Source organism: Streptomyces sp. NPDC034037, assembly GCF_055575715.1.
The window spans coordinates 14,301-32,872 of sequence record NZ_JBVISC010000005.1 but is presented as its reverse complement, the minus strand read 5'-3'; the positions used below and the strand labels follow the sequence as shown (position 1 = coordinate 32,872).

At 73.2% G+C, this 18,572-nt stretch carries 15 protein-coding genes and 1 pseudogene; 6 read left to right on the top strand and 10 right to left on the bottom strand.

The window, feature by feature from the left end; genetic code table 11:
• Positions 1–461: 461 nt before the first annotated feature.
• Entirely contained in the window at positions 462–1,151 is a 690-nt protein-coding gene (locus ACZ516_RS18340; protein WP_469011062.1) for a M23 family metallopeptidase, read from the top strand.
• Positions 1,152–1,163: 12 nt separating this feature from the next.
• Here the strand turns inward: ACZ516_RS18340 and ACZ516_RS18335 are convergent, their stop codons facing one another.
• Entirely contained in the window at positions 1,164–1,751 is a 588-nt protein-coding gene (locus ACZ516_RS18335) for a TetR/AcrR family transcriptional regulator (protein WP_358586102.1), read from the bottom strand.
• 144 nt (positions 1,752–1,895) lie between these two features.
• On the opposite strand from ACZ516_RS18335, the gene ACZ516_RS18330 reads away from it, so the two are divergent.
• A complete protein-coding gene (locus tag ACZ516_RS18330) occupies positions 1,896–3,530 on the top strand; it encodes an MDR family MFS transporter (RefSeq protein WP_469011060.1) in 1,635 nt (544 codons plus the stop codon).
• 186 nt (positions 3,531–3,716) lie between these two features.
• Here ACZ516_RS18330 and cseC read toward each other — a convergent pair whose 3' ends face one another.
• The 5 genes from cseC to ACZ516_RS18305 all read right to left on the bottom strand — a co-directional run bounded on the left by cseC (position 3,717) and on the right by ACZ516_RS18305 (position 8,272).
• Positions 3,717–5,180, bottom strand: a complete 1,464-nt coding sequence (gene cseC / locus ACZ516_RS18325; RefSeq protein WP_469011058.1) for a two-component system sensor histidine kinase CseC — start codon at positions 5,178–5,180, stop codon at positions 3,717–3,719.
• Positions 5,177–5,890 (bottom strand): two-component system response regulator CseB, encoded by a 714-nt coding sequence (cseB, locus tag ACZ516_RS18320; protein ID WP_358586106.1) that lies wholly within the window; start codon positions 5,888–5,890, stop codon positions 5,177–5,179. The genes cseC and cseB overlap by 4 nt, the downstream gene beginning before the upstream one ends.
• A 54-nt stretch (positions 5,891–5,944) precedes the next feature.
• Complete coding sequence (locus tag ACZ516_RS18315; protein ID WP_361080163.1) at positions 5,945–6,550, bottom strand: hypothetical protein; 606 nt, start codon at positions 6,548–6,550, stop codon at positions 5,945–5,947.
• A 20-nt stretch (positions 6,551–6,570) separates the two neighbouring features.
• On the bottom strand, positions 6,571–7,119 hold the full coding sequence (locus ACZ516_RS18310; RefSeq protein WP_358586110.1) for a SigE family RNA polymerase sigma factor: 549 nt from the start codon (positions 7,117–7,119) through the stop codon (positions 6,571–6,573).
• A 217-nt stretch (positions 7,120–7,336) separates the two neighbouring features.
• Positions 7,337–8,272 (bottom strand): HhH-GPD family protein, encoded by a 936-nt coding sequence (locus tag ACZ516_RS18305; RefSeq protein ID WP_358586112.1) that lies wholly within the window; start codon positions 8,270–8,272, stop codon positions 7,337–7,339.
• Between the two features lie 237 nt (positions 8,273–8,509).
• Between ACZ516_RS18305 and ACZ516_RS18300 the strand changes: the two genes are divergently transcribed.
• Together ACZ516_RS18300 and ACZ516_RS18295 are read left to right on the top strand one after the other, a co-directional pair.
• Positions 8,510–10,018, top strand: a complete 1,509-nt coding sequence (locus ACZ516_RS18300; protein ID WP_469011055.1) for a sensor histidine kinase — start codon at positions 8,510–8,512, stop codon at positions 10,016–10,018.
• A complete protein-coding gene (locus ACZ516_RS18295; protein ID WP_467466460.1) occupies positions 10,015–10,725 on the top strand; it encodes a response regulator transcription factor in 711 nt (236 codons plus the stop codon). The genes ACZ516_RS18300 and ACZ516_RS18295 overlap by 4 nt, the downstream gene beginning before the upstream one ends.
• A 220-nt stretch (positions 10,726–10,945) precedes the next feature.
• On the opposite strand, the pseudogene ACZ516_RS18290 reads toward ACZ516_RS18295, so the two are convergent.
• Positions 10,946–11,548: pseudogene (locus tag ACZ516_RS18290) on the bottom strand (phosphatase PAP2 family protein); the annotation flags it as partial.
• A 183-nt stretch (positions 11,549–11,731) separates the two neighbouring features.
• Between ACZ516_RS18290 and ACZ516_RS18285 the strand changes: the two are divergent.
• Entirely contained in the window at positions 11,732–12,556 is an 825-nt protein-coding gene (locus ACZ516_RS18285; protein ID WP_469011053.1) for a hypothetical protein, read from the top strand.
• A gap of 72 nt (positions 12,557–12,628) precedes the next feature.
• Here the strand turns inward: ACZ516_RS18285 and disA are convergent, their stop codons facing one another.
• Together disA and radA are read right to left on the bottom strand one after the other, a co-directional pair.
• Positions 12,629–13,753 (bottom strand): DNA integrity scanning diadenylate cyclase DisA, encoded by a 1,125-nt coding sequence (gene disA / locus ACZ516_RS18280; protein ID WP_358586119.1) that lies wholly within the window; start codon positions 13,751–13,753, stop codon positions 12,629–12,631.
• Positions 13,754–13,832: 79 nt separating this feature from the next.
• Positions 13,833–15,242, bottom strand: a complete 1,410-nt coding sequence (gene radA / locus ACZ516_RS18275) for a DNA repair protein RadA (protein ID WP_358586120.1) — start codon at positions 15,240–15,242, stop codon at positions 13,833–13,835.
• Positions 15,243–15,428: 186 nt separating this feature from the next.
• On the opposite strand from radA, the gene ACZ516_RS18270 reads away from it, so the two are divergent.
• Positions 15,429–17,528, top strand: coding sequence for a BACON domain-containing protein (locus ACZ516_RS18270; protein WP_469011052.1), 2,100 nt, complete (start codon positions 15,429–15,431; stop codon positions 17,526–17,528).
• 69 nt (positions 17,529–17,597) lie between these two features.
• On the opposite strand, the gene ACZ516_RS18265 is transcribed toward ACZ516_RS18270, so the two are convergent.
• On the bottom strand, positions 17,598–18,389 hold the full coding sequence (locus ACZ516_RS18265) for a DUF3109 family protein (protein ID WP_358589462.1): 792 nt from the start codon (positions 18,387–18,389) through the stop codon (positions 17,598–17,600).
• Between the last annotated feature and the right edge of the window lie 183 nt (positions 18,390–18,572).

Sequence of the window (18,572 nt, the reverse complement as noted above, 5' to 3'; positions counted from 1 at the left end):
CGTAGTGGGCGTCACATCGGCGGTGGGGCGGATCCTCGGCGCCGGTGACATGCCGCACAGGGGGTTCGCGCGGTACTACGTCCGATAGTGGGCGCCCGGGGCGAACGGTTCGGGACCTTCGGCCCGTAACCGCCGGGACCTTCACCGCGTCGCGGGGCCCGGGGTGGGGATCCAGGGGTGGCGCGGGGCGCGGGGCTGTCCCCCGTGGGGTCAAACGCATGAGAGGCCAAGGATTCACATGCCACGCAACGAGGGAATTGTCCGGATTTGGTGGTGTCAAGGGTCCAAAATCATCATGGGCCGCTACGGCTTTCGGTAGTAGATGGGGGGTTTGGCAGGGGTTCGAGCACGGGTTACCAAGGGATGGCCGACCCGGTGAAGCGCGGTGGTGCGGGGCCCGTTCCCGCTCCCGTCCGCCGGGTCGTCGCACGCCCCCTCCCCGTCACCCGAAGGACGTCCCCATGTCGAAGCGCACCAGGTCCCACCATCCCCGCCCGTCCACGCTCCGTACGCGGGCGGCCGTTCTCGCCGTCGGCCTCGGCGCGTCGGCGGTGCTCGGAGCCGGGGTCTCGGTCGCTGCGGACAGCGCCAGGAGCGGTGGTGTCCTGCCCGGCGTCACCGTGAACTCGGTGCACGCGCAGGCCGCCGCCCAGGCCAAGGCCGCCGAGAAGGCCCAGCAGGACGCGGCCAAGAAGGCCGCCGGCATCAAGAAGGCCGCCGCCGCGAAGGCCGCCTCCTGGATTCACCCGGTCGAGCGCTACACGCTCTCCGCGACCTTCGGCCGCGGCGGCAGCATGTGGGCCCACAAGCACTCCGGCCAGGACTTCGCCGTCCCGGTCGGCACCCCGGTCGCCGCCGTGCACGGCGGTACGGTCGTCAAGGCCGGCCCCAACGGCGCCGGTGACGGTCCGGCCTACGGCAACGCCGTGGTGATCAGGCACAGCAACGGCACGTACTCGCAGTACGCGCACCTCTCGCGCGTCGACGTCCGGGTGGGCCAGAACGTCGCCACCGGCCAGCGCGTCGCCCTGTCCGGCAACACCGGCAACTCCAGCGGCCCGCACCTGCACTTCGAGATCCGCACGACCCCCAACTACGGCTCGGCCGTCGACCCCGTCGCCTTCCTGCGCTCGGTCGGCGTGCGCGTCTGACCCGGGGGCGGCTCAGCCGCCCGAGTGGGCCTGCGTGACCAGGTCGATGGCGACTTCGAGGATGGCCCTGCGCTTCTCCTCGGGGTCGCCTTCGACGTCCTTGAGGACGAACATCCCGCCGTGCATGGTGAACAGCGCGCTGAAGCACCGCACCTGGTCGGTCATCGGCGCCCCGGGGTCCTTGAGGATCTCGTAGAGCCCGAACATGCGGTCCTTGAAGCTCTCGCCCGTCTTCAGGTCCCGCATGGTGGCCTGGTTCTCCTGCATGAAGCGGAACAGCGGCGCCGCGTCGACCAGGATGTCGCTGTAGCGGCGCAGGACCTGCTGGCGGACCTCCAGGGACGGCGGCTGGGGCTGCTCGTGACCCCAGGCGATCAGCTCGTCGATGGGCCGTGTGAGGTCGTCGAAGATGCTGGTGAGGATGGCCTCCTTGGTCTTGAAGTGGTAGTACAGCGCCGCCTTCGTGACCTCCAGCCGCTCCGCGATCTCGCGCAGTGACGTCTTCTCGTACCCCTGTTCGGCGAAGAGTTCGAGGGCCACGTCCTGAATGCGCTGGCGGGTGTTCCCGCGGCGCTGCTGCTTGTCTGTGCCCGTGCCCATCGGGTGCTCCTCGACTCCGGTTAACTTACTTGACGCCCGGCTAGTTGGGGGTCTACCTTCCCTCAGTGTAGTCAGCTAGCCGGTCGGCAAGTAAGGCGCCGGTGGGGCCAGGGCGGACCTGGGGAAGTGCGGGGAATGGGGACCATGAACGACAAGACCACGGCGCGAGCCGAACCGGAGCTGGACAAGGCCGGACCGGCCGCGCAGGGCGAACCCCGACAGCGCAGTGTGCGCGTCGTGCTGATGGCCCTGATGATCGCGATGCTGCTCGCGATGCTCGACAACATGATCGTGAGCCCCGCCATGCCGACGATCGTCGGCGACCTCGGCGGCCTGGAGCACCTGTCGTGGGTCGTCACCGGCTACACGCTGGCCACCGCCGCCTCCACCCCCATCTGGGGCAAGGTCGGCGACATGTACGGCCGCAAGGGCGCCTTCCTCACCTCCATAGTCATCTTCCTCGCCGGCTCCGCGCTCAGCGGCATGGCGCAGGACATGGAGCAGCTCATCGGCTTCCGCGCCGTCCAGGGACTGGGCGCGGGGGGCCTGATGGTCGGCGTCATGGCGATCATCGGCGACCTGGTGCCGCCGCGGGAGCGCGGCAAGTACATGGGCATGATGACCGGCGTCATGGCGGTCGCGATGATCGGCGGTCCGCTCGTCGGCGGCACCATCACCGACCACCTCGGCTGGCGCTGGGCGTTCTACATCAACCTGCCGCTGGGCGCCGTCGCGCTCGCCATGGTGACCGCCGTCCTGCACCTGCCGAAGAAGAAGGCCGAGGGACGGATCGACTACCTCGGCGCGGCCCTGCTCACCGTCGGCATCAGCGCGCTCGTGCTGGTCACCACCTGGGGCGGCGCGGAGTACGCCTGGAGCTCGGCCGTCATCATGGAGCTCATCGCGATCGGCGTCGTCTCGCTCATCGGCTTCCTCCTCGTACAGAAGAAGGCCGCCGAGCCGATCATGCCGCTGCACATCTTCCGCAGCCGCAACTTCTCGCTGATGGCCGTCATCGGCTTCATCACCGGCTTCGTGATGTTCGGCGCGATGCTCTTCCTGCCGCTCTTCCAGCAGTCGGTGCAGGGCGCCTCGGCGACCAACTCCGGGCTGCTGCTGCTCCCGATGCTGCTGTCGATGATGGCCGTCTCCATGTTCGCCGGCCGGTTCACCACGGCGACCGGCAAGTACAAGGTCTTCCCGATCGCCGGCACCGTCCTGATGATCGTCGGCTTCTTCCTGCTGGCCCAGATGGACACGGGGACGACGCGGCTCACCTCGGGCCTCTACATGGCGGTGCTCGGCGCCGGCATGGGCTTCCTGATGCAGGTCACCATGCTCGTCGCGCAGAACAGCGTCGAGCTGAAGGACATGGGCGTCGCCTCGTCCTCGGCCACCCTCTTCCGTACGCTCGGCTCCTCGTTCGGCGTCGCGATCATGGGCGCCCTCTTCAACGACCGCGTCCAGGACGTGATGGCCGAGCGCGCCGGCGAACTGGGCGGCAAGGTCACCGAGAAGTCGGCCCAGCTCGACGCGGACAGCCTCGCGAAGCTCCCGGAGCAGGTGAGCGACGCGTACAAGTTCGCGGTGGCCTCCGGGACGCACTCGGCCTTCCTGCTCGGCACGGCCGTCGCCGTCATCGCGCTGCTGGCCTCCCTCTTCGTGAAGGAGATCCCGCTGCGCGGCGCGGGCCCCGCCGACAAGAAGCCCGCGGGCGACGGCGACGCGAACCCGGCGGCGCGGGCGGCCGAGGAGCCGGTCACGGGCGTCATCGCCTGACCCGGCACGCCGTTTCTCGGCGGGCCCACAGCTCATCGGCAGCTCCACGGCCTCTCGGCGGCTCCACGGCCCCTCGGCGCTCTCGCGCCGGGGGGCCGTTGTGGGTGCGCTGATGCTGCCAGCGCCGCGAGGGCGGCCTCGACCTCGACAAGGAGTGGAGCTGCTGGCGGCGCACCCGGCGGCGCGTCAGAGGTTGTCCGGGAGCTGAAGCATCGGGAAGCTGCCCGTGTTGGTCGGCGCGTGCTCCGGCAGCCACAGCACGGCCACCGCGCCCTCGGACCTCGCGTGGGGCGCGGCCCCCGCCGGGCGCACATTGCGGAAGGTGAGCCGGGCGCCGAGGACGCGGGCCTGGCCGGCGGCGATCGTCAGGCCGAGGCCGTGGCCGTGCCCCGCCCGGTCGGTGCTGCCGGTGCGGAAGCGGCTCGGGCCCTCGTGCAGCAGCGCCTCGGGGAAGCCGGGCCCGTGGTCGCGCACCCGGACCACGCGGCCCTCGACGCTGACCTCGATGGGCGGCTTGCCGTGCTTGGCGGCGTTGGCGACGAGATTGCCGAGGATGCGCTCGAGGCGGCGCGGGTCGGTGGTGACCTCCGACTCGTGCACCACCGTGACCGTCACCTCCGTGGTCAGGGACGCCATCCGCCGCGTCACGAACTCGCCGAGGGTGATGTCCTGCAGCTCGGCCCGCTCGGCCGCCGAGTCCAGGCGGGCCACTTCGAGGACGTCCTCCACGAGCGTGCGCATGGCCTGCGCGCGGTCCTTGACCAGCTCGCTCGGCCGGCCCGGCGGCAGCAGCTCCGCCGCCGTCAGCAGTCCGGTGACCGGCGTGCGCAGCTCGTGCGCGATGTCGGCGGTGACCCGCCGCTCGGCCTCCAGGCGCTGCTTGAGGGCGTCGGCCATGGCGTCCACGGCACTCGCCAGGTCATCGGTCTCGTCCTTCACCACGCCACCGATGGCATCGCGGACGCTGACGTCCGTCTGGCCCTGGGCGACCTCGCTCGCCGCCGTGGCCGCCTTGCGCAGGCGCCGCGACAGCTGCCCGCCGATCAGGACGCCCAGCGCACAGCCGCCGAAGACGACCGCGATGGAGCCGATGACCAGGGCCTGGTCGAGGTCCTTCATGACGGTGGCGCTGCGGTCGGTGAACCGGGAGTGCAGCGACAGGACATGCCCGTCGGCGAGCGGCACGGCCGCCCAGATGTCCGGCACCCCGTCGGGCTTGTCCTCCACGAAGGTGGCACGGCGGCCCTTGAGGACCGTCTGCCGCAGCTCCTCGGGGAGCGCCGGATCGTCGACCTTCGTGCCGAACTGGAGGGTCTGGCGCTGCGAGGCGGAGTACAGCCGCAGGGCGAACTGGATGCGCTCGTCCTGCACGTCCCGGGCGTTGTCGAGCATCGAGACGCGCGCCGCGTTGTGCACGACCAGGCTCAGCGCCACCGCGACCAGCGCGCCGACCAGCGCGATCGCCGCGCTGATCTTCCAGCGCACGCCGGTGCGCAGGCCCGCGCGCGCACTCCCGCGCGGGTTCGCGCGCCCGCCGGTGCGAAGGCGGGAGCGCAGCGCCTCACGCACGCGCCCGGTCGCCCCACGGACCCCGCGGGCCCCGCGTACCCGGTCCGTGGCCCCACGGAAGCCGTTCACGGGCCCGCTCACGCCTTGAGCTTGTAGCCGAAGCCACGGACCGTCTCGATGCGGTCCTGGCCCACCTTCGTGCGCAGCCGCTGCACATGGACGTCGACGACGCGGGTGTCACCGCCCCAGCCGTAGTCCCAGACACGCTCCAGGAGCTTGTCGCGGGAGAGCACGGTGCCGGGCGCGGAGGAGAATTCGAGCAGCAGCCGCATCTCGGTCGGCGTCAGCGCGACCGGGGTGCCGTCCCTGCGGACCTCCATGCCCTCCGTGTCGATCTCCAGTTCGCCGAACTGCAGCACCCCGCCGTCCGCCGACGACCGGTCGTCGCCGGCGCCCGTGGCCGAGCCGGAGCCGCTCGCGTGCCCGAACCGGCGCAGGACGGCGCGGATGCGGGCCACCAGGACGGCTCCGTCGAACGGCTTGGTCACGTAGTCGTCGGCGCCCGCCTCCAGGCCGAGGACGACGTCGATGGAGTCGGCGCGCGCCGACAGCATGATCACCGGGACGGTCGACTCGTCGCGGATGCGGCGGCACAGCGAGACGCCGTCCAGGCCCGGCACCATGACGTCGAGCAGCGCGATGTCCGGCTGGTCCGCGCGGAACGCCTCCAGGCCCGCCAGTCCGTCGGGCATGGCCGTCACCACGAAGCCGTCGCGCTCCAGGGCGAGCTGGGTGGCCTCACGGATGACGTCGTCGTCCTCGACGAACAGGACATGGGTCTGTTCTGCCATCGGCTGCTCTCAGTCCTTCTCGGTGCGTTTCGTGCCTGGGGGTGCTGTACGGGGCTACGCCGACGGCGCGGGGGGCGACTCCGCGCTCACCGCGCTGCTGAAGTCGTTGCGGGTGCGCCCGGTCTCGGCGAAGTGGCGCGAGGACCAGTGATAGGTGATCACTTCCTCGCCGGACGGGTAGGGCACCTCGTCACCCTTCTCGTAGAGCTGCTTGGTCACGACCAGGTCGCCCCGGTCGATCTCGGCGTAGACCGAGGCGGGCTCCTCGGCCGCGAAGACATTCTCGTACCGGCCGCCCTCGGCGCGGTACACGTAACTGCCGATGCCCACGGCGTCCGCGCAGGTCAGCACGTTCACCACGACATCGGAGGCAGTTCCTCCGGTGAGGTTCCCGTACGACACGTCCACCGGATACGACTCACCGGCGCAGGGCTTGAGGTCCCGCTTGATCGCCGTGCTGACCTTCGGGTCGCTCTTGACCAGCCGCACCGCGTCGATCTTCTTCTCCACCGTGGAGGCGGAGGGCGACGGCGACGCGGACACCACCGGCTCGCTGCGGGCCGGACCCTCGTCGCGGGCGCCGGAACCGCCCGTCGAGCAGGCGGAGAGGAAAAGGCCGACGGCGGTGAGCCCGGCCACCGCCGTGCTCACCGCCTTCACGTTTCTGGTGGCCCGGGGGCCTAGGCCGCGCAACGCTCCCGCTCCTCACGTTCGAGCGCGCGTGCGAGGAGTTCCTCGCGATCCCGGTTCTCCAGCTCCTGGCGGAGCCGGGCGAGTGCCCGGTGCAGCGTGCTCTTGACCGTTCCGGCCGACATGCCGAGTGCGGCGGCCGTCTCCTCTGTGGACATCTGCTCCCAGTGTCGCAGCACGACGACGCTGCGCTGCTTGGGTGCGAGCACCTTCAGGATGTCCATCAGCAGGGCGCGGTCCGCGTGCTGCTCCGTGGAGTCGTCCACGGAGCAGTCGGGCAGCTGCTCGGTGGGCACCTCTTCGAGCTTGCGGGCCCGCCACCACTCCGTACGGGTGTTGATCATGACGCGGCGCAGATAGGCGTCCGCGAGCCGCTTGTCGGCTATGCCGTCCCAGCGGCCGTACGTGCGCACGAGCGCGGTCTGCAGCAGGTCCTGGGCGTCCACGGGGTCCGGAACCAGGCGCCGGGCACTGCGCAGCAGGGCATCCTGCCGAGTGCGGACGTACTCTTCGAACTCGAGCACCTCGCCGTGCGCCATATCAAACCGCCTCCGTTCCATCCCCGATGTCGACCGCCGTCCCTGCTCGTGCGGTACGGGTATGAAGCTACGGAGGCCGTGTCACGGGGTTGTGCGGAGCAGCCAGCGGCGGGCGCACGGCTGTGCGTAGGTTGTGTAACAGAAGTAGGGCGCGCGTAAAGCGGGGGTCCTGCCGGGTCCTCGGTTACGCGGGGCGCGGGTCGCGGCGCTCCGCCCGTCAGGTCAGCGGCAGGCGGTACAGACCGTCCGGCAGCGGCTCGACCAGACCGTCCGCGACCAGGCCGTCCAGCGCGCGCGCCCGCTGCACCGGCTCGTCCCACACCCGGTCGAGGGCGGCCTGCGGCACGGGGGTCAGGGCCTCGCGGAGCACCGCGAGCAGCTTGCCCCGCACCTGGCGGTCCGTGCCCGCGTACGTCTGGCCGCGCCGGGCCGGGCCGTCGTGCGCCGGTTTGCCCGCCGAGAGCCAGGCGCACCGGTCGGCGATCGGGCAACGCCCGCAGGCCTCGTTCTTGGCGGTGCACACCAGGGCGCCCAGCTCCATGGAGGCGGCGGCCCAGCGCGACGCCGTGCGCTCGTCCTCGGGGAGCAGGGCACGGGCCAGCCTGCGCTCGGCGGCGGTGGTGGCGTTCGGCGGGTACTGCACGCCGGTCACGGCCCGCGCGAAGACCCGGCGCACGTTCGTGTCCAGGACGGCGTGGCGCTGCCCGTACGCGAAGGACGCCACGGCCGCCGCGGTGTACTCCCCGATGCCGGGCAGGGCGAGCAACTGCGCGTGCTGCGCCGGTACGTCGCCACCGTGCCGTTCCGTTATGGCCACGGCGGCGCCGTGCAGCCGCAGGGCGCGGCGGGGGTAACCGAGCCGCCCCCAGGCGCGGACCGCCTCGCCGGGGGCCTCCGCGGCGAGGTCGGCGGGGCGGGGCCAGCGGGCCAGCCACTGCTCGTACACGGGCAGGACGCGGCTGACCGGCGTCTGCTGGAGCATGAACTCACTGACCATCACGCCCCACGGCCCGGCGTCCTCGCGCCGCCACGGCAGGTCGCGGGCGTGTGCGTCGAACCAGGCGATGACGGGGGTGTGGAGGGCGTCCCCGGCGTACTCGGGGGAGTCCCCCGGGGCCGGGCTGTTCGGCGTGGGCTTGGTGGGAGCAGTCATGGCAGGGTCGATCCTGCCATGGCCTTGGCGGTTCTCCGGGGTGGCTCGGGGTGGGGTCGTCTTTTGTCTGCGGGTGCGTTGTCTTGTTTCCCGCGCTTCGCGCGGGTTGTTTTCCCACCCACCCACCCGTTACCCCGGGTCTCGGGGGTTGGGGCACGGGGTTCGGGGCTCGGTAAGTGGGTCGGTACTGACTATCGGCAGGGGTGGGGTGGGGGGGTGGGGAAGTAGCGTCGGGGTGTGGAGAGGTGGGTGTGGGGGGTCGGGGTGTGGGTGGGGCTTGTGCTGCCCGGGGTGGTGGTGGGGTGGCTGGGGCTGGAGGAGCCCCGGTCCGTCGGCGCGCTGCTCGCCGCGTCGGCCGTGCTGGCCGCCGCCGTCGGTGTCCGCCGCGCCCGCCCGCTGCTCGCCTTCCTCGCCGCGGCCGCCCTCGGCCTCGTCACCGCCCCCTCCCTCTTCACGCTCTCCCACGGCCCCGCCCTCGCCCTCTTCGCGCTGCTCCTCGGCCGCCGCGCGCCCCGCACCGGGCCCGCGCTGCTCGCCTTCGCGGGCGTCGCCGTCGTCGGCACGGTCAAGATCGCCGTGCGGGACGTCGATCCCGTGGTCGAGTGGCTCGTCCTCGTGGGGACGCTCGTGTTCGGCGCCGTCTTCCCCTGGCTCGGCGGCCGCTACTGGCGCCAGGGCCGCGAGCTGGCCGCCGCGGGCTGGGCGCGGGCCGAGCAGTTGGAGCGCGAGCAGCGCATCGTCGCCGACCGCGCGCGGCTGCGCGAACGCGCCCGCATCGCCCAGGACATGCACGACTCCCTGGGCCACGAACTGAGCCTCATCGCCGTCCGCGCGGGTGCCCTCCAGGTCGCCCCCGACCTGGCGGACCGGCACCGCGCGGCCGCCGCCGACCTGCGCGCCGCCGCCTCGCAGGCCACGGACCGCCTGCACGCGATCATCGGCCTGCTCCGCGAGGACGACGACGAGCGGGCCCCGCTCGCACCCACCGGCGAGAGCACCGCCGACCTCGTCGCACGCGCCGCGGAGTCCGGCCTGGACATCACCTACGACGACGACGCGCCGGCGCGCCCGACCGACCCCGCCGCCCACCGCGTCGTCCAGGAAGCGCTGACCAACGCCGCCCGGCACGCGCCCGGTGCCCCCGTCACCGTCATCGTGCGGCGCGGCGAGGACGCGACGACGGTCACCGTCGTCAACGGCCGCCCCCGACAGCCCGCTCGGCCCTCGGAGGGCGGTACCGGGCTGCGCGGTCTGCGGGCCCGGGTCACCGACCTGGGCGGCACCTTCGACGCGGGGCCGCACGCGGACGGCTTCCGGGTCGCCGCCCGTCTGCCGGTCGCGGGGAGCGCCCCCGCGCCGCCCCCGCACTCCGGCGCCCGCCTCGCCTCCGCGCGCCGCCGGACCGTGCTGGCCTTCGGCGGCGCCGTCACCGCCGGTGTCCTGCTCGTCGGCGGGGCGTTCGCCTGGTACGCGTACTCACGGACGCACTCCGTGCTCGACCCCGCCGACTACGCGCGCCTGCGCGTCGGGGCGCCCCGCGCCGCCGTCGAGTCCGTGCTGCCGGACCGGGCCGCCTCGGACCCGCCCGTGGAACGCGCGCCGAGCCCCCCGCCGGACGGCGCCGACTGCGCGTACTACCGCGCGAGCGGTGAACTCTTCACCGCCGTCCCCTACTTCAGGATCTGCTTCGGCGGCGACGGCGGCCGACTCGTGGACAAGACCGTGATCCCGACGGCCGACGGATGAGCGAAGAACGTGAGCGACAAGGAGTGTGTGCGGTGGATCAGGCCAAGGCCATCCGGGTTCTGCTGGCCGACGACGAGGCCATGCTCCGCGCGGGCGTGCGGGCCATCCTCGCCGCGGGCGGGGACATCGAGGTCGTCGCGGAGGCCGCCGACGGGCGCGAGGCCGTCTCCCTGGCCCAGGCCCACCGGCCCGACGTGGCGCTGCTCGACATCCGCATGCCGCGCCTGGACGGCCTCGCGGCGGCCGAGGAGATCGTCCGTACGGTGCCGGGCACCGCGGTGGCCATGCTGACGACGTTCTCCGAGGACGCGTACGTGGCCCGCGCCCTCGGCGGCGGGGCCACCGGCTTCCTCCTGAAGTCCGGCGATCCCTACGAACTCATCGCGGGCGTGCGGGCCGTGGCGGGCGGCGCCGCGTTCCTCTCGCCCAAAGTGGCCCGGCACGTCATCGACCGCTCGGGCGTGCGCCGGCTCGGCCGAGGCGCCGCCGCGCGCACCCGCGTCGAGGCCCTCACACCCCGCGAACGCGAGGTCCTCGCGCTGGTCGGCGCCGGCCTGTCCAACCCCGAGATCGCCGCCCGGCTCCACCTCGTGGAAGGCACCGTCAAGGCCTATGTGAGCGCGGTCCTCGAACGACTCGGGGTCAAGAACCGCGTGCGGGCGGCGATCGTCGCGTACGAGGCGGGGCTCGTCCCGGACCCGGACTGAGTCCCGCCCTGCCACCGAAGGAACCGAATCACCCCGAACGGGGCCCGGTTCAGCGGCGATGCGAGTTGCGGCGACGCGAGCCGTGGCTGGGTGCGTCGTGCGAACCATGGGCGTGCGGGTCGTGCCCGTACGGGTCGTGTCCGTGCGGGTCCTGGCGGCGGAACGTCATCGTCGGGGTGTCGTACGCCGCCGGATCCGTCGCCGGGGAGGGGGCGAGCGCCGGGCCGGGGCCGGCGAACCAGCGCACCACGCCCGTCGAGGACCCGCGCATCGTCTGCGCGACCCGCGCCACGGGCCGCGTGGCGAGCCGGACGACCGCGTACGTGATCAACGCGCCGAAGACCAGGCCGACCGCCACGTCGTGCGGGTAGTGCACGCCGACGAAGACCCGCGAGAAGGCCATGAGCACGGCCATCGGAACCGTCAGCGCCGCCAGCCGCGGCCAGGCGAGCGCGAGGCCGATGGCGGCGGCACCCGCGATCGTCGAGTGGTTGCTGGGAAAGGACCAGTCGCCGTACGCGGGGCACTCGACGAGCGGCTTCAACGCGCCGGACACGGCCCGGCAGGGCCGCTCCTCGTCGATGGCGGACTTGGCCAACTCGCTGCACACATAGGCCACCGCGGTGGCCAGGGGAGCGAGCACCGCGACGGCCAGGGCGCGAGGATCACCGCGCCGGGCACGCCACCAGGCGACGACGAAGAGCACGCCGAAGAGAAGCAGCCCGAGTTCCGTCCACACCTCCGCGAGGTGCTGGAACCACGACGGTGTGTCGTGGGCGAAGTCGGTGATGTCGCGGTAGAGATCGTCGTCCATGGTGTCCATGATTACGGACGGTACGGAGTGAGTCCGAATCGTCACATCCGGCGATCGTTCCGTGCGCACCCCTGACGATGGACAGTGCCGGAAGGGTCCGGAACGGCTCTCCGGGATGATGATCGGCAAACTTTGTCGCTCAGGGCGGCGGGTGGGGCGGGACAAGCGCCGGATCTCTCGTAAGGTTTGGGCGTGGGATCTCTGCGCAATCCGGTCGGGCCGCTTCCCTCCACCATCTACTGGCGTCGGAGGGCCGTCCTGCTGTCCGTGTTCGGTCTGCTGGTGCTCCTCGCCGTCTGGGTCGCCACCTCCGGTGGTGGTGGCGAGAACGGCGCCGACGGGCCGAACGGCAACGGCCCAGCGACGTCCATCACGCCGGGCCCCTCCGAATCGGGGTCCGCGATCACCGAACACCCGGGCGGGCGCGACGAGTCGGACGACGGCTCGGACTCCGGTTCCGGTTCGGGCGGGTCGGGGGGCTCGGGTGGCGCCGGCGGTTCCGGGGGTGCCGCGGGCTCCGGAGGGGCGGCGGGTTCCGGCGGTGGCGGCGGCTCGGCCGACGACGCCAAGGGGGGCGGCGGCTCCGGCGACCGGCTCCCGGCCGGCACGAAGGTGCCCAACTGCACCGGCAGCAGCGCGAAGTTGAAGCTGCGCAGCGTCAAGAACGCGTACGAGCGCGGCGAGAAGCCGAAGTTCGAGCTGATCGCCGAGAACCGCGGCGGCAAGGCCTGCAAGGTCGACCTGGGCGGCAAGGGCACGGTCGTGACGATCACCCGGGCCGACGGCGACGAGGAGTTCTGGTCCTCGGCCGACTGCCCCTCCGGTGGCGGCAGCCTGCTGCTGCGCGTGCCGGCCGAGGGGCACGTGACGCACACCGTGCAGTGGGACCGGCGGGGCAGCGAGCCGCGCTGCGCCACGCCTTCGGGGGCGACGGCGAAGGCCGGTACCTATCTCATCGAGGCGAAGACGCCCGGACTTGGCACCGCCCGCGCCTCGTTCGTGCTGGAGAAGGACTGACCCAAAGAAGGGTCGATGATTCCGGGAGGGCCGGCCGCCGCCGGCTCCTCCAGGGCCTTGTCCGGCCAGCGGCTAGACGTACCGCTCCAGGATCGAGGACTCCGCGAGGCGGGAGAGGCCCTCGCGGACGCTGCGCGCGCGGGCCTCGCCCACGCCGTCCACCGTCTGCAGGTCGTCCACGCTGGCGGCGAGCAGCTTCTGCAGGCCCCCGAAGTGCTCCACGAGGCGGTCGATGATGGCGCCGGGCAGCCGGGGGACCTTGGCCAGGAGGCGGAAGCCCCGCGGCGAGACGGCCGAGTCCAGGGCCTCCGGAGAGCCGGTGTAGCCCAAGGCGCGGGCGACGGTGGACAGTTCGAGCAGCTCCGCGTGGGAGAGGGCGTCCAGCTCCTGGAGCGCCTCGTCCACCGTGCGGGAGCGCCTGGCGGTCGGCTCGGGCACGTAGTCCCGGACGACCAGCTCGCGCTCGGGCTCGACGCCCGCGATCAACTCGTCCAGCTGGAGGGCGAGAAGACGCCCGTCCGTGCCCAGCTCCACCACGTACTCGGCGATCTCCGTGGCGATGCGGCGCACCATCTCCAGGCGCTGGGCGACCGCCGTGACGTCCCGCACCGTCACCAGGTCCTCGATCTCCAGGGCGGAGAGCGTGCCCGCGACCTCGTCGAGGCGCAGCTTGTACCGCTCCAGCGTCGCGAGGGCCTGGTTGGCGCGGGAGAGGATCGCCGCCGAGTCCTCCAGGACGCGGCGCTGACCGTCCACGTACAGCGCGATCAGGCGCATGGACTGGGAGACGGAGACGACGGGGAAACCGACCTGCTTGGAGACGCGGTCCGCCGTGCGGTGCCGGGTGCCCGTCTCCTCGGTGGGGATCTTCGGGTCCGGCACCAGCTGCACACCGGCGCGCAGGATCTTGGTGATGTCCTTGTCGAGGACGATGCCGCCGTCGAGCTTGCACAGCTCGCGCAGGCGCGTCGCGGTGAACTCGACGTCCAGGATGAAACCGCCCGTGCACATCGACTCGACCGTCTTGTCCCAGCCGAGGACGATCAGACCGCCGGTGTTGCCGCGCAGGATGCGTTCGAGGCCGTCACGCAGGGCCGTGCCGGGGGCGACGGCGCTCAGGGAGGCGCGCATCAGCACTTCGGCAGCGGTGCTTCCGCCGGGCTTGCCGGGACTCGCTGCCCGGTCGTTGGCTGCCACTGCACTCCCTCGGTCGCACGTACTCCAAGCCTCCTCCGTACGTCTGTCTTCGTACGGATGGGCGAGACCAGGGCAAAGTCTACCGGCGCTCTTCCTCCTCCCGTGGGGCCTCTCGGCGACGGGATCGCGGAAGGACGCGGAGCGCCTCACCCATGTCGGCGACTTCGATGACCTTCATACCGGCGGGAATCCTGCCCGGATCGGCCGGTACGAGCGCGTGGGTGAAGCCGAGCCGGTGCGCCTCGGACAGCCTGCGCTGCACCCCCGTGACCCGTCTGACCTCGCCCGCCAGGCCGACTTCCCCGATCGCCACGAGGTTCTTCGGCAGCGGGGTGTCGCTCGCCGCGCTGGCCAGGGCGAGGGCGATGGCGAGGTCCGCGGCGGGCTCGGAGAGCTTCACTCCGCCGACCGTCGCGCTGTAGATGTCCCGCTTGCCGAGGGCCGTGATCCGGCCGCGCTGCTCCAGGACGGCCAGCATCATCGACACGCGCGAGGTCTCCAGGCCGGAGGTGGTGCGCCGGGGGCTCGGGATCTGCGAGTCGACCGTGAGCGCCTGGACCTCGGCGACCAGGGGGCGGCGGCCCTCCAGGGTGACGGTCAGACAGGTGCCCGGCACGGGCTCGGCGCGGCGGGTCAGGAAGAGACCGCTGGGGTCGGTGAGGCCGGTGATGCCCTCGTCGTGCAGCTCGAAGCAGCCGACCTCGTCCGTCGTGCCGTACCGGTTCTTGACGCCGCGGACCAGGCGCAGGCGCGCGTGCCGGTCGCCCTCGAACTGGAGGACCACGTCGACGAGATGCTCCAGCAGGCGCGGTCCCGCGATCGCGCCGTCCTTGGTGACGTGGCCGACCAGGAGCGTGGACATGCCGCGCTCCTTGGAGGCGCGGATCAGGGCGCCCGCGACCTCGCGGACCTGCGCCATGCCGCCGGGTGCGCCGTCGATCTCCGGCGAGGCGATCGTCTGCACCGAGTCGAGGACCAGCAGGGAGGGCTTGACGGCGTCCAAGTGGCCGAGGACGGCGGACAGATCGGTCTCCGCCGCCAGATACAGGTGGTCGTCGATGGCGCCGATGCGGTCGGCGCGCAGCCGGACCTGGCTCGCCGACTCCTCGCCCGTCACATAGAGCGTGCGGTGCTGCTCGCTCGCGGCCTTCGCCGAGACGTCGAGCAGCAGCGTGGACTTGCCGACGCCCGGCTCGCCCGCGAGCAGCACGACGGCGCCCGGCACCAGACCGCCGCCGAGGACCCGGTCCAGCTCGGGCACGCCGGTGGAGCGCGCGGTGGCCGTGCGGCCGTCGACCTCGCCGATCGGGACGGCGGAGGAGGTGACCCGGCCGGGGGCGGTGGTGCGGACCGCGGGCGCGCCGTACTCCTCGACCGTCCCCCAGGCGTGGCACTCGGGGCAGCGGCCGAGCCACTTGGCCGTCTGCCAGCCGCATTCGGTGCAGCGGTAGGACGGACGGTCCTTGGTGGATTTCGTACGGGCAGCCATGCTCGAACCGTAGCCGAGCCCACTGACAACCCGGCCCGGGGCGCCGAGCGCCCGCCCCGGGTGGGGAACGAGGTTTCGGAAGGGTGGGTTCCTGTCCCCTTTTGAGGGATCTGTTCACCCGTAAGGATTAAATGTGCCCGAGACGGAGGAAGGGGCCTGCATCATCCGCCTACCTTCGCACGGGTGATGAGCAGCAGGCCGGAAACTCCCGCGAACGCAACCGGCGCACACCGGGCGCACCGTGACTCGCGCAAGCGTTCGGCGCCCCGTCAGGCGTCCCGGACGGCGCCGCCCGCGCGCTACGAACCGTGCCTGGACGGCCTTTTCACCTACTGCCTCTCCGTCCTGTGCGATCACGACGCGGCCACCGCGGCGCTGGGCGACGTGCTCCAGCTCGCCGAGCGCAGGGGCTCGCGGGGCCCCGGCGCCGAGGGCGAGCTGCTGCGCCCCTGGCTCTACGCCCTCGCGCGCTGGGTCTGCCTGCGTCGGCTCGCCGAGGCCAAGCGCAACCGCCAGGGCGCGCACGCGGCCCGGGGTGCGGGCGCCGGCCGCAGGGCGGGCCGGGACGCGGCCGCCGCCACCCGGGCCGCGCGGTCCGCCGGGTCCGCCTCGCCGCCGGCGTCCGCCTCATCGGGGGCGTCTGCCTCGTCGGGGGCGTCCGCGCCGGCCGACGCGAGTGCCCCAAGGGGCGTGGGCGTCTCGGCCGACGCGATGGCGACTCCGGGCGCGGCTGCCGCGGCGGGCTCCTCCGCCGCACCGGGCTCGTCCGCCGCGAGGGGCTCCTCCGCCCCACTCGGCGCGGGCGCCTCACCGGTCGCGTGTGTCGCGCCGGACGCACCCGGCGCACCCGGCGCACCCGGCGCACCGAACCGGAGCCGGCCCGCCACCCCCGCCACCCCCGGCGCATCCGGCGCGTCCGGCGGCTCCGCCCAGGACCCCGCCGCCCTCCCGGAGGAGACCGCCCGGCGGCGGCACCGGGAGCTGGCGCAGCTCGCCTGGCCGGAGGCGGCCGGCACCACCCCCGAGCAGCGCGAGGCCCTCGAACTGGCCGTACGCCACCAGCTCACCCCGGCCGAGGTCGCCGCCGTCCTCGGCATGGACCTCGCCAAGGCCCGCGGCCTGCTCGCCTCCGCGGCCTGCGAGGTGGAGCGCACCCGCGCCGCCCTCGCCGTCGTGGAGAGCGGCAGCTGCCCCATCGTCGCCCGCCTGACCGGCGACAACCAGCTGCTGCTCGGCGCCGCCCTGCGCCGCGAGCTGGTCCGGCACGTCGACGACTGCCCGAGCTGCCGCCGCACCGCCGAGCGCGCCGGGGCGGGCGCCTGGCCCGGCACGGCCGTGAGCCCGGCCACGCTCCCCCTCGTGGCGGCGCCGCGCGACGCCCTGCCCCTCGCCATGGCGCACGTCGCCCGCGCGCGCGGCGCCCACCCCCGCTACGACCGGCGCGGTTTCCCGATGGACCCCAAGGACCACGCCGCGCGCCGCGACCGCCTGCGCGCGCGTGCCGTCACGACGACCGTCGTCGCCACCGTCGTGGCCGCCCCGGTGCTCGCCCTGTGGGCCGCCTACCGGGGAGCGCCCCTCACCGGAGAGGGCCATGACGGCAACCCCGTCACCGCGAGCGAGGGCGACAGCGCCGGCCTCGGCAGCGACCGCGCCCGCGACTACGAGAACGCGGGCAACGCCCGCAAGGGACCCCACACCCGCTTCACCACGGGCGGCCGCTCACCGGACGTCTCCGTGGAGGTCATCAGCGGCGGCTCCCCGTCCGGCTCCCGGACGGGCCCCGGGCGCCTGACCGTCACGGCCCGGCCCATCGGCGACACGACGCTCATCACGCTGACGGCGTCCGGGGGCGCACCGGTCGCCTGGTCGGCGGCCGAGGACGTCTACTGGCTCTACCTGAGCCGCTCGTCGGGCACGCTCGCACCGGGAGAGTCGGTCACCATCCAGGTGTACGTCGACCACAGCCGCGAGCCGTACGGGCCATGGCGCGCCCGGGTGGCCGTCGCCCCCTCGGGGGCGGTCATCTCCATCGACGGGCACGGCGACGGACGGCCGCCGTCCCATCCCGGCCCAGGGCCGAAGCCGCGCCCCACCGATCCCGGCCCCGTGGACCCGAAGCCCTCCGACCCCGGCCCGTCCGATCCCGGCCCCTCGGACCCCGGCCCCTCCGACCCCGGCCCCGACCCGACGCCGACACCGACGGATCCCGACCCCACGCCCTCGGACCCCGGCCCGGGAGGCCCCTCATCGCCTCCCGGCGACGGGGACACGGGCCCCGGCTGACCGATCCGCCCCGCCCCACCGGCGACCACCCGCACGGAACCTGTCGGCCACCCCGGCGGGGTCCGCCGCCTAGCGGGCGGGATCCGCCGGATGCGGGGCGAACAGCGGGAGTTGGGAGCGCAGCCGCTCCTCGCACAGCTCCACGAGACGGTCGTAGCCCTCCTTGCCCATCAGCTCGATCAGCTCGGGGCGGTAGGAGACGTACACCGGGTCGCCCGCGCCGTGCGCCGAGGTCGCCGACGTGCACCACCAGTGCAGGTCGTGGCCGCCCGGGCCCCAGCCCCGCCGGTCGTACTCACCGATGGAGACCTGCAGCACGCGCGTGTCGTCGGGCCGGTCGATCCAGTCGTACGTCCGGCGCACCGGCAGCTGCCAGCAGACGTCCGGCTTCGTCTCCAGGGGCTCGCGGCCCTCCCGGAGCGCCAGGATGTGCAGCGAGCAGCCCGCGCCGCCCGCGAAACCGGGGCGGTTCTGGAAGATGCAGGAGCCGTTGAAGGGGCGGGTCTGGCGGTCGCCGTCCTCGTCCGTGGAGACCCAGCCGGTCTCCCGGCCCACGTCGTGGTGCTGCCAGATGTCGGGCGTGAGCCGCTCCACGTACCCGGCGACGCGCTTCTCGTCGTCGTCGTCCGAGAAGTGCGCGCCCAGCGTGCAGCAGCCGTCGTCGGCGCGGCCCGCCTGGATGCCCTGGCAGCCGCTCCCGAAGACGCAGTTCCAGCGCGAGGTCAGCCAGGTCAGGTCGCAGCGGAAGACCTGCTCCTCGTCCGCGGGGTCGGGGAACTCCACCCAGGCCCGGGCGAAGTCCAGGCCCTTCTCGTCCGGCTCGGCCCTGGCGACCTTCGCCGGCTTCCCGGACTTCCCGATCTCCTCGTTCTTCTCCGCCCTGCCGAGCACCCCGGACCTACCGGCCTTGGTGGACTCCTCGGCGGACTTCGCGGTCTTGGCGGACACCGCGGGTTTCTTGGACTTCGCGGGTTCCCCGGGCCGGCCGGCCGCGCCTTCCTTCTCCGCCTTTCCGGCCTTCTCCGGCTTCCCCGACTTCGATTT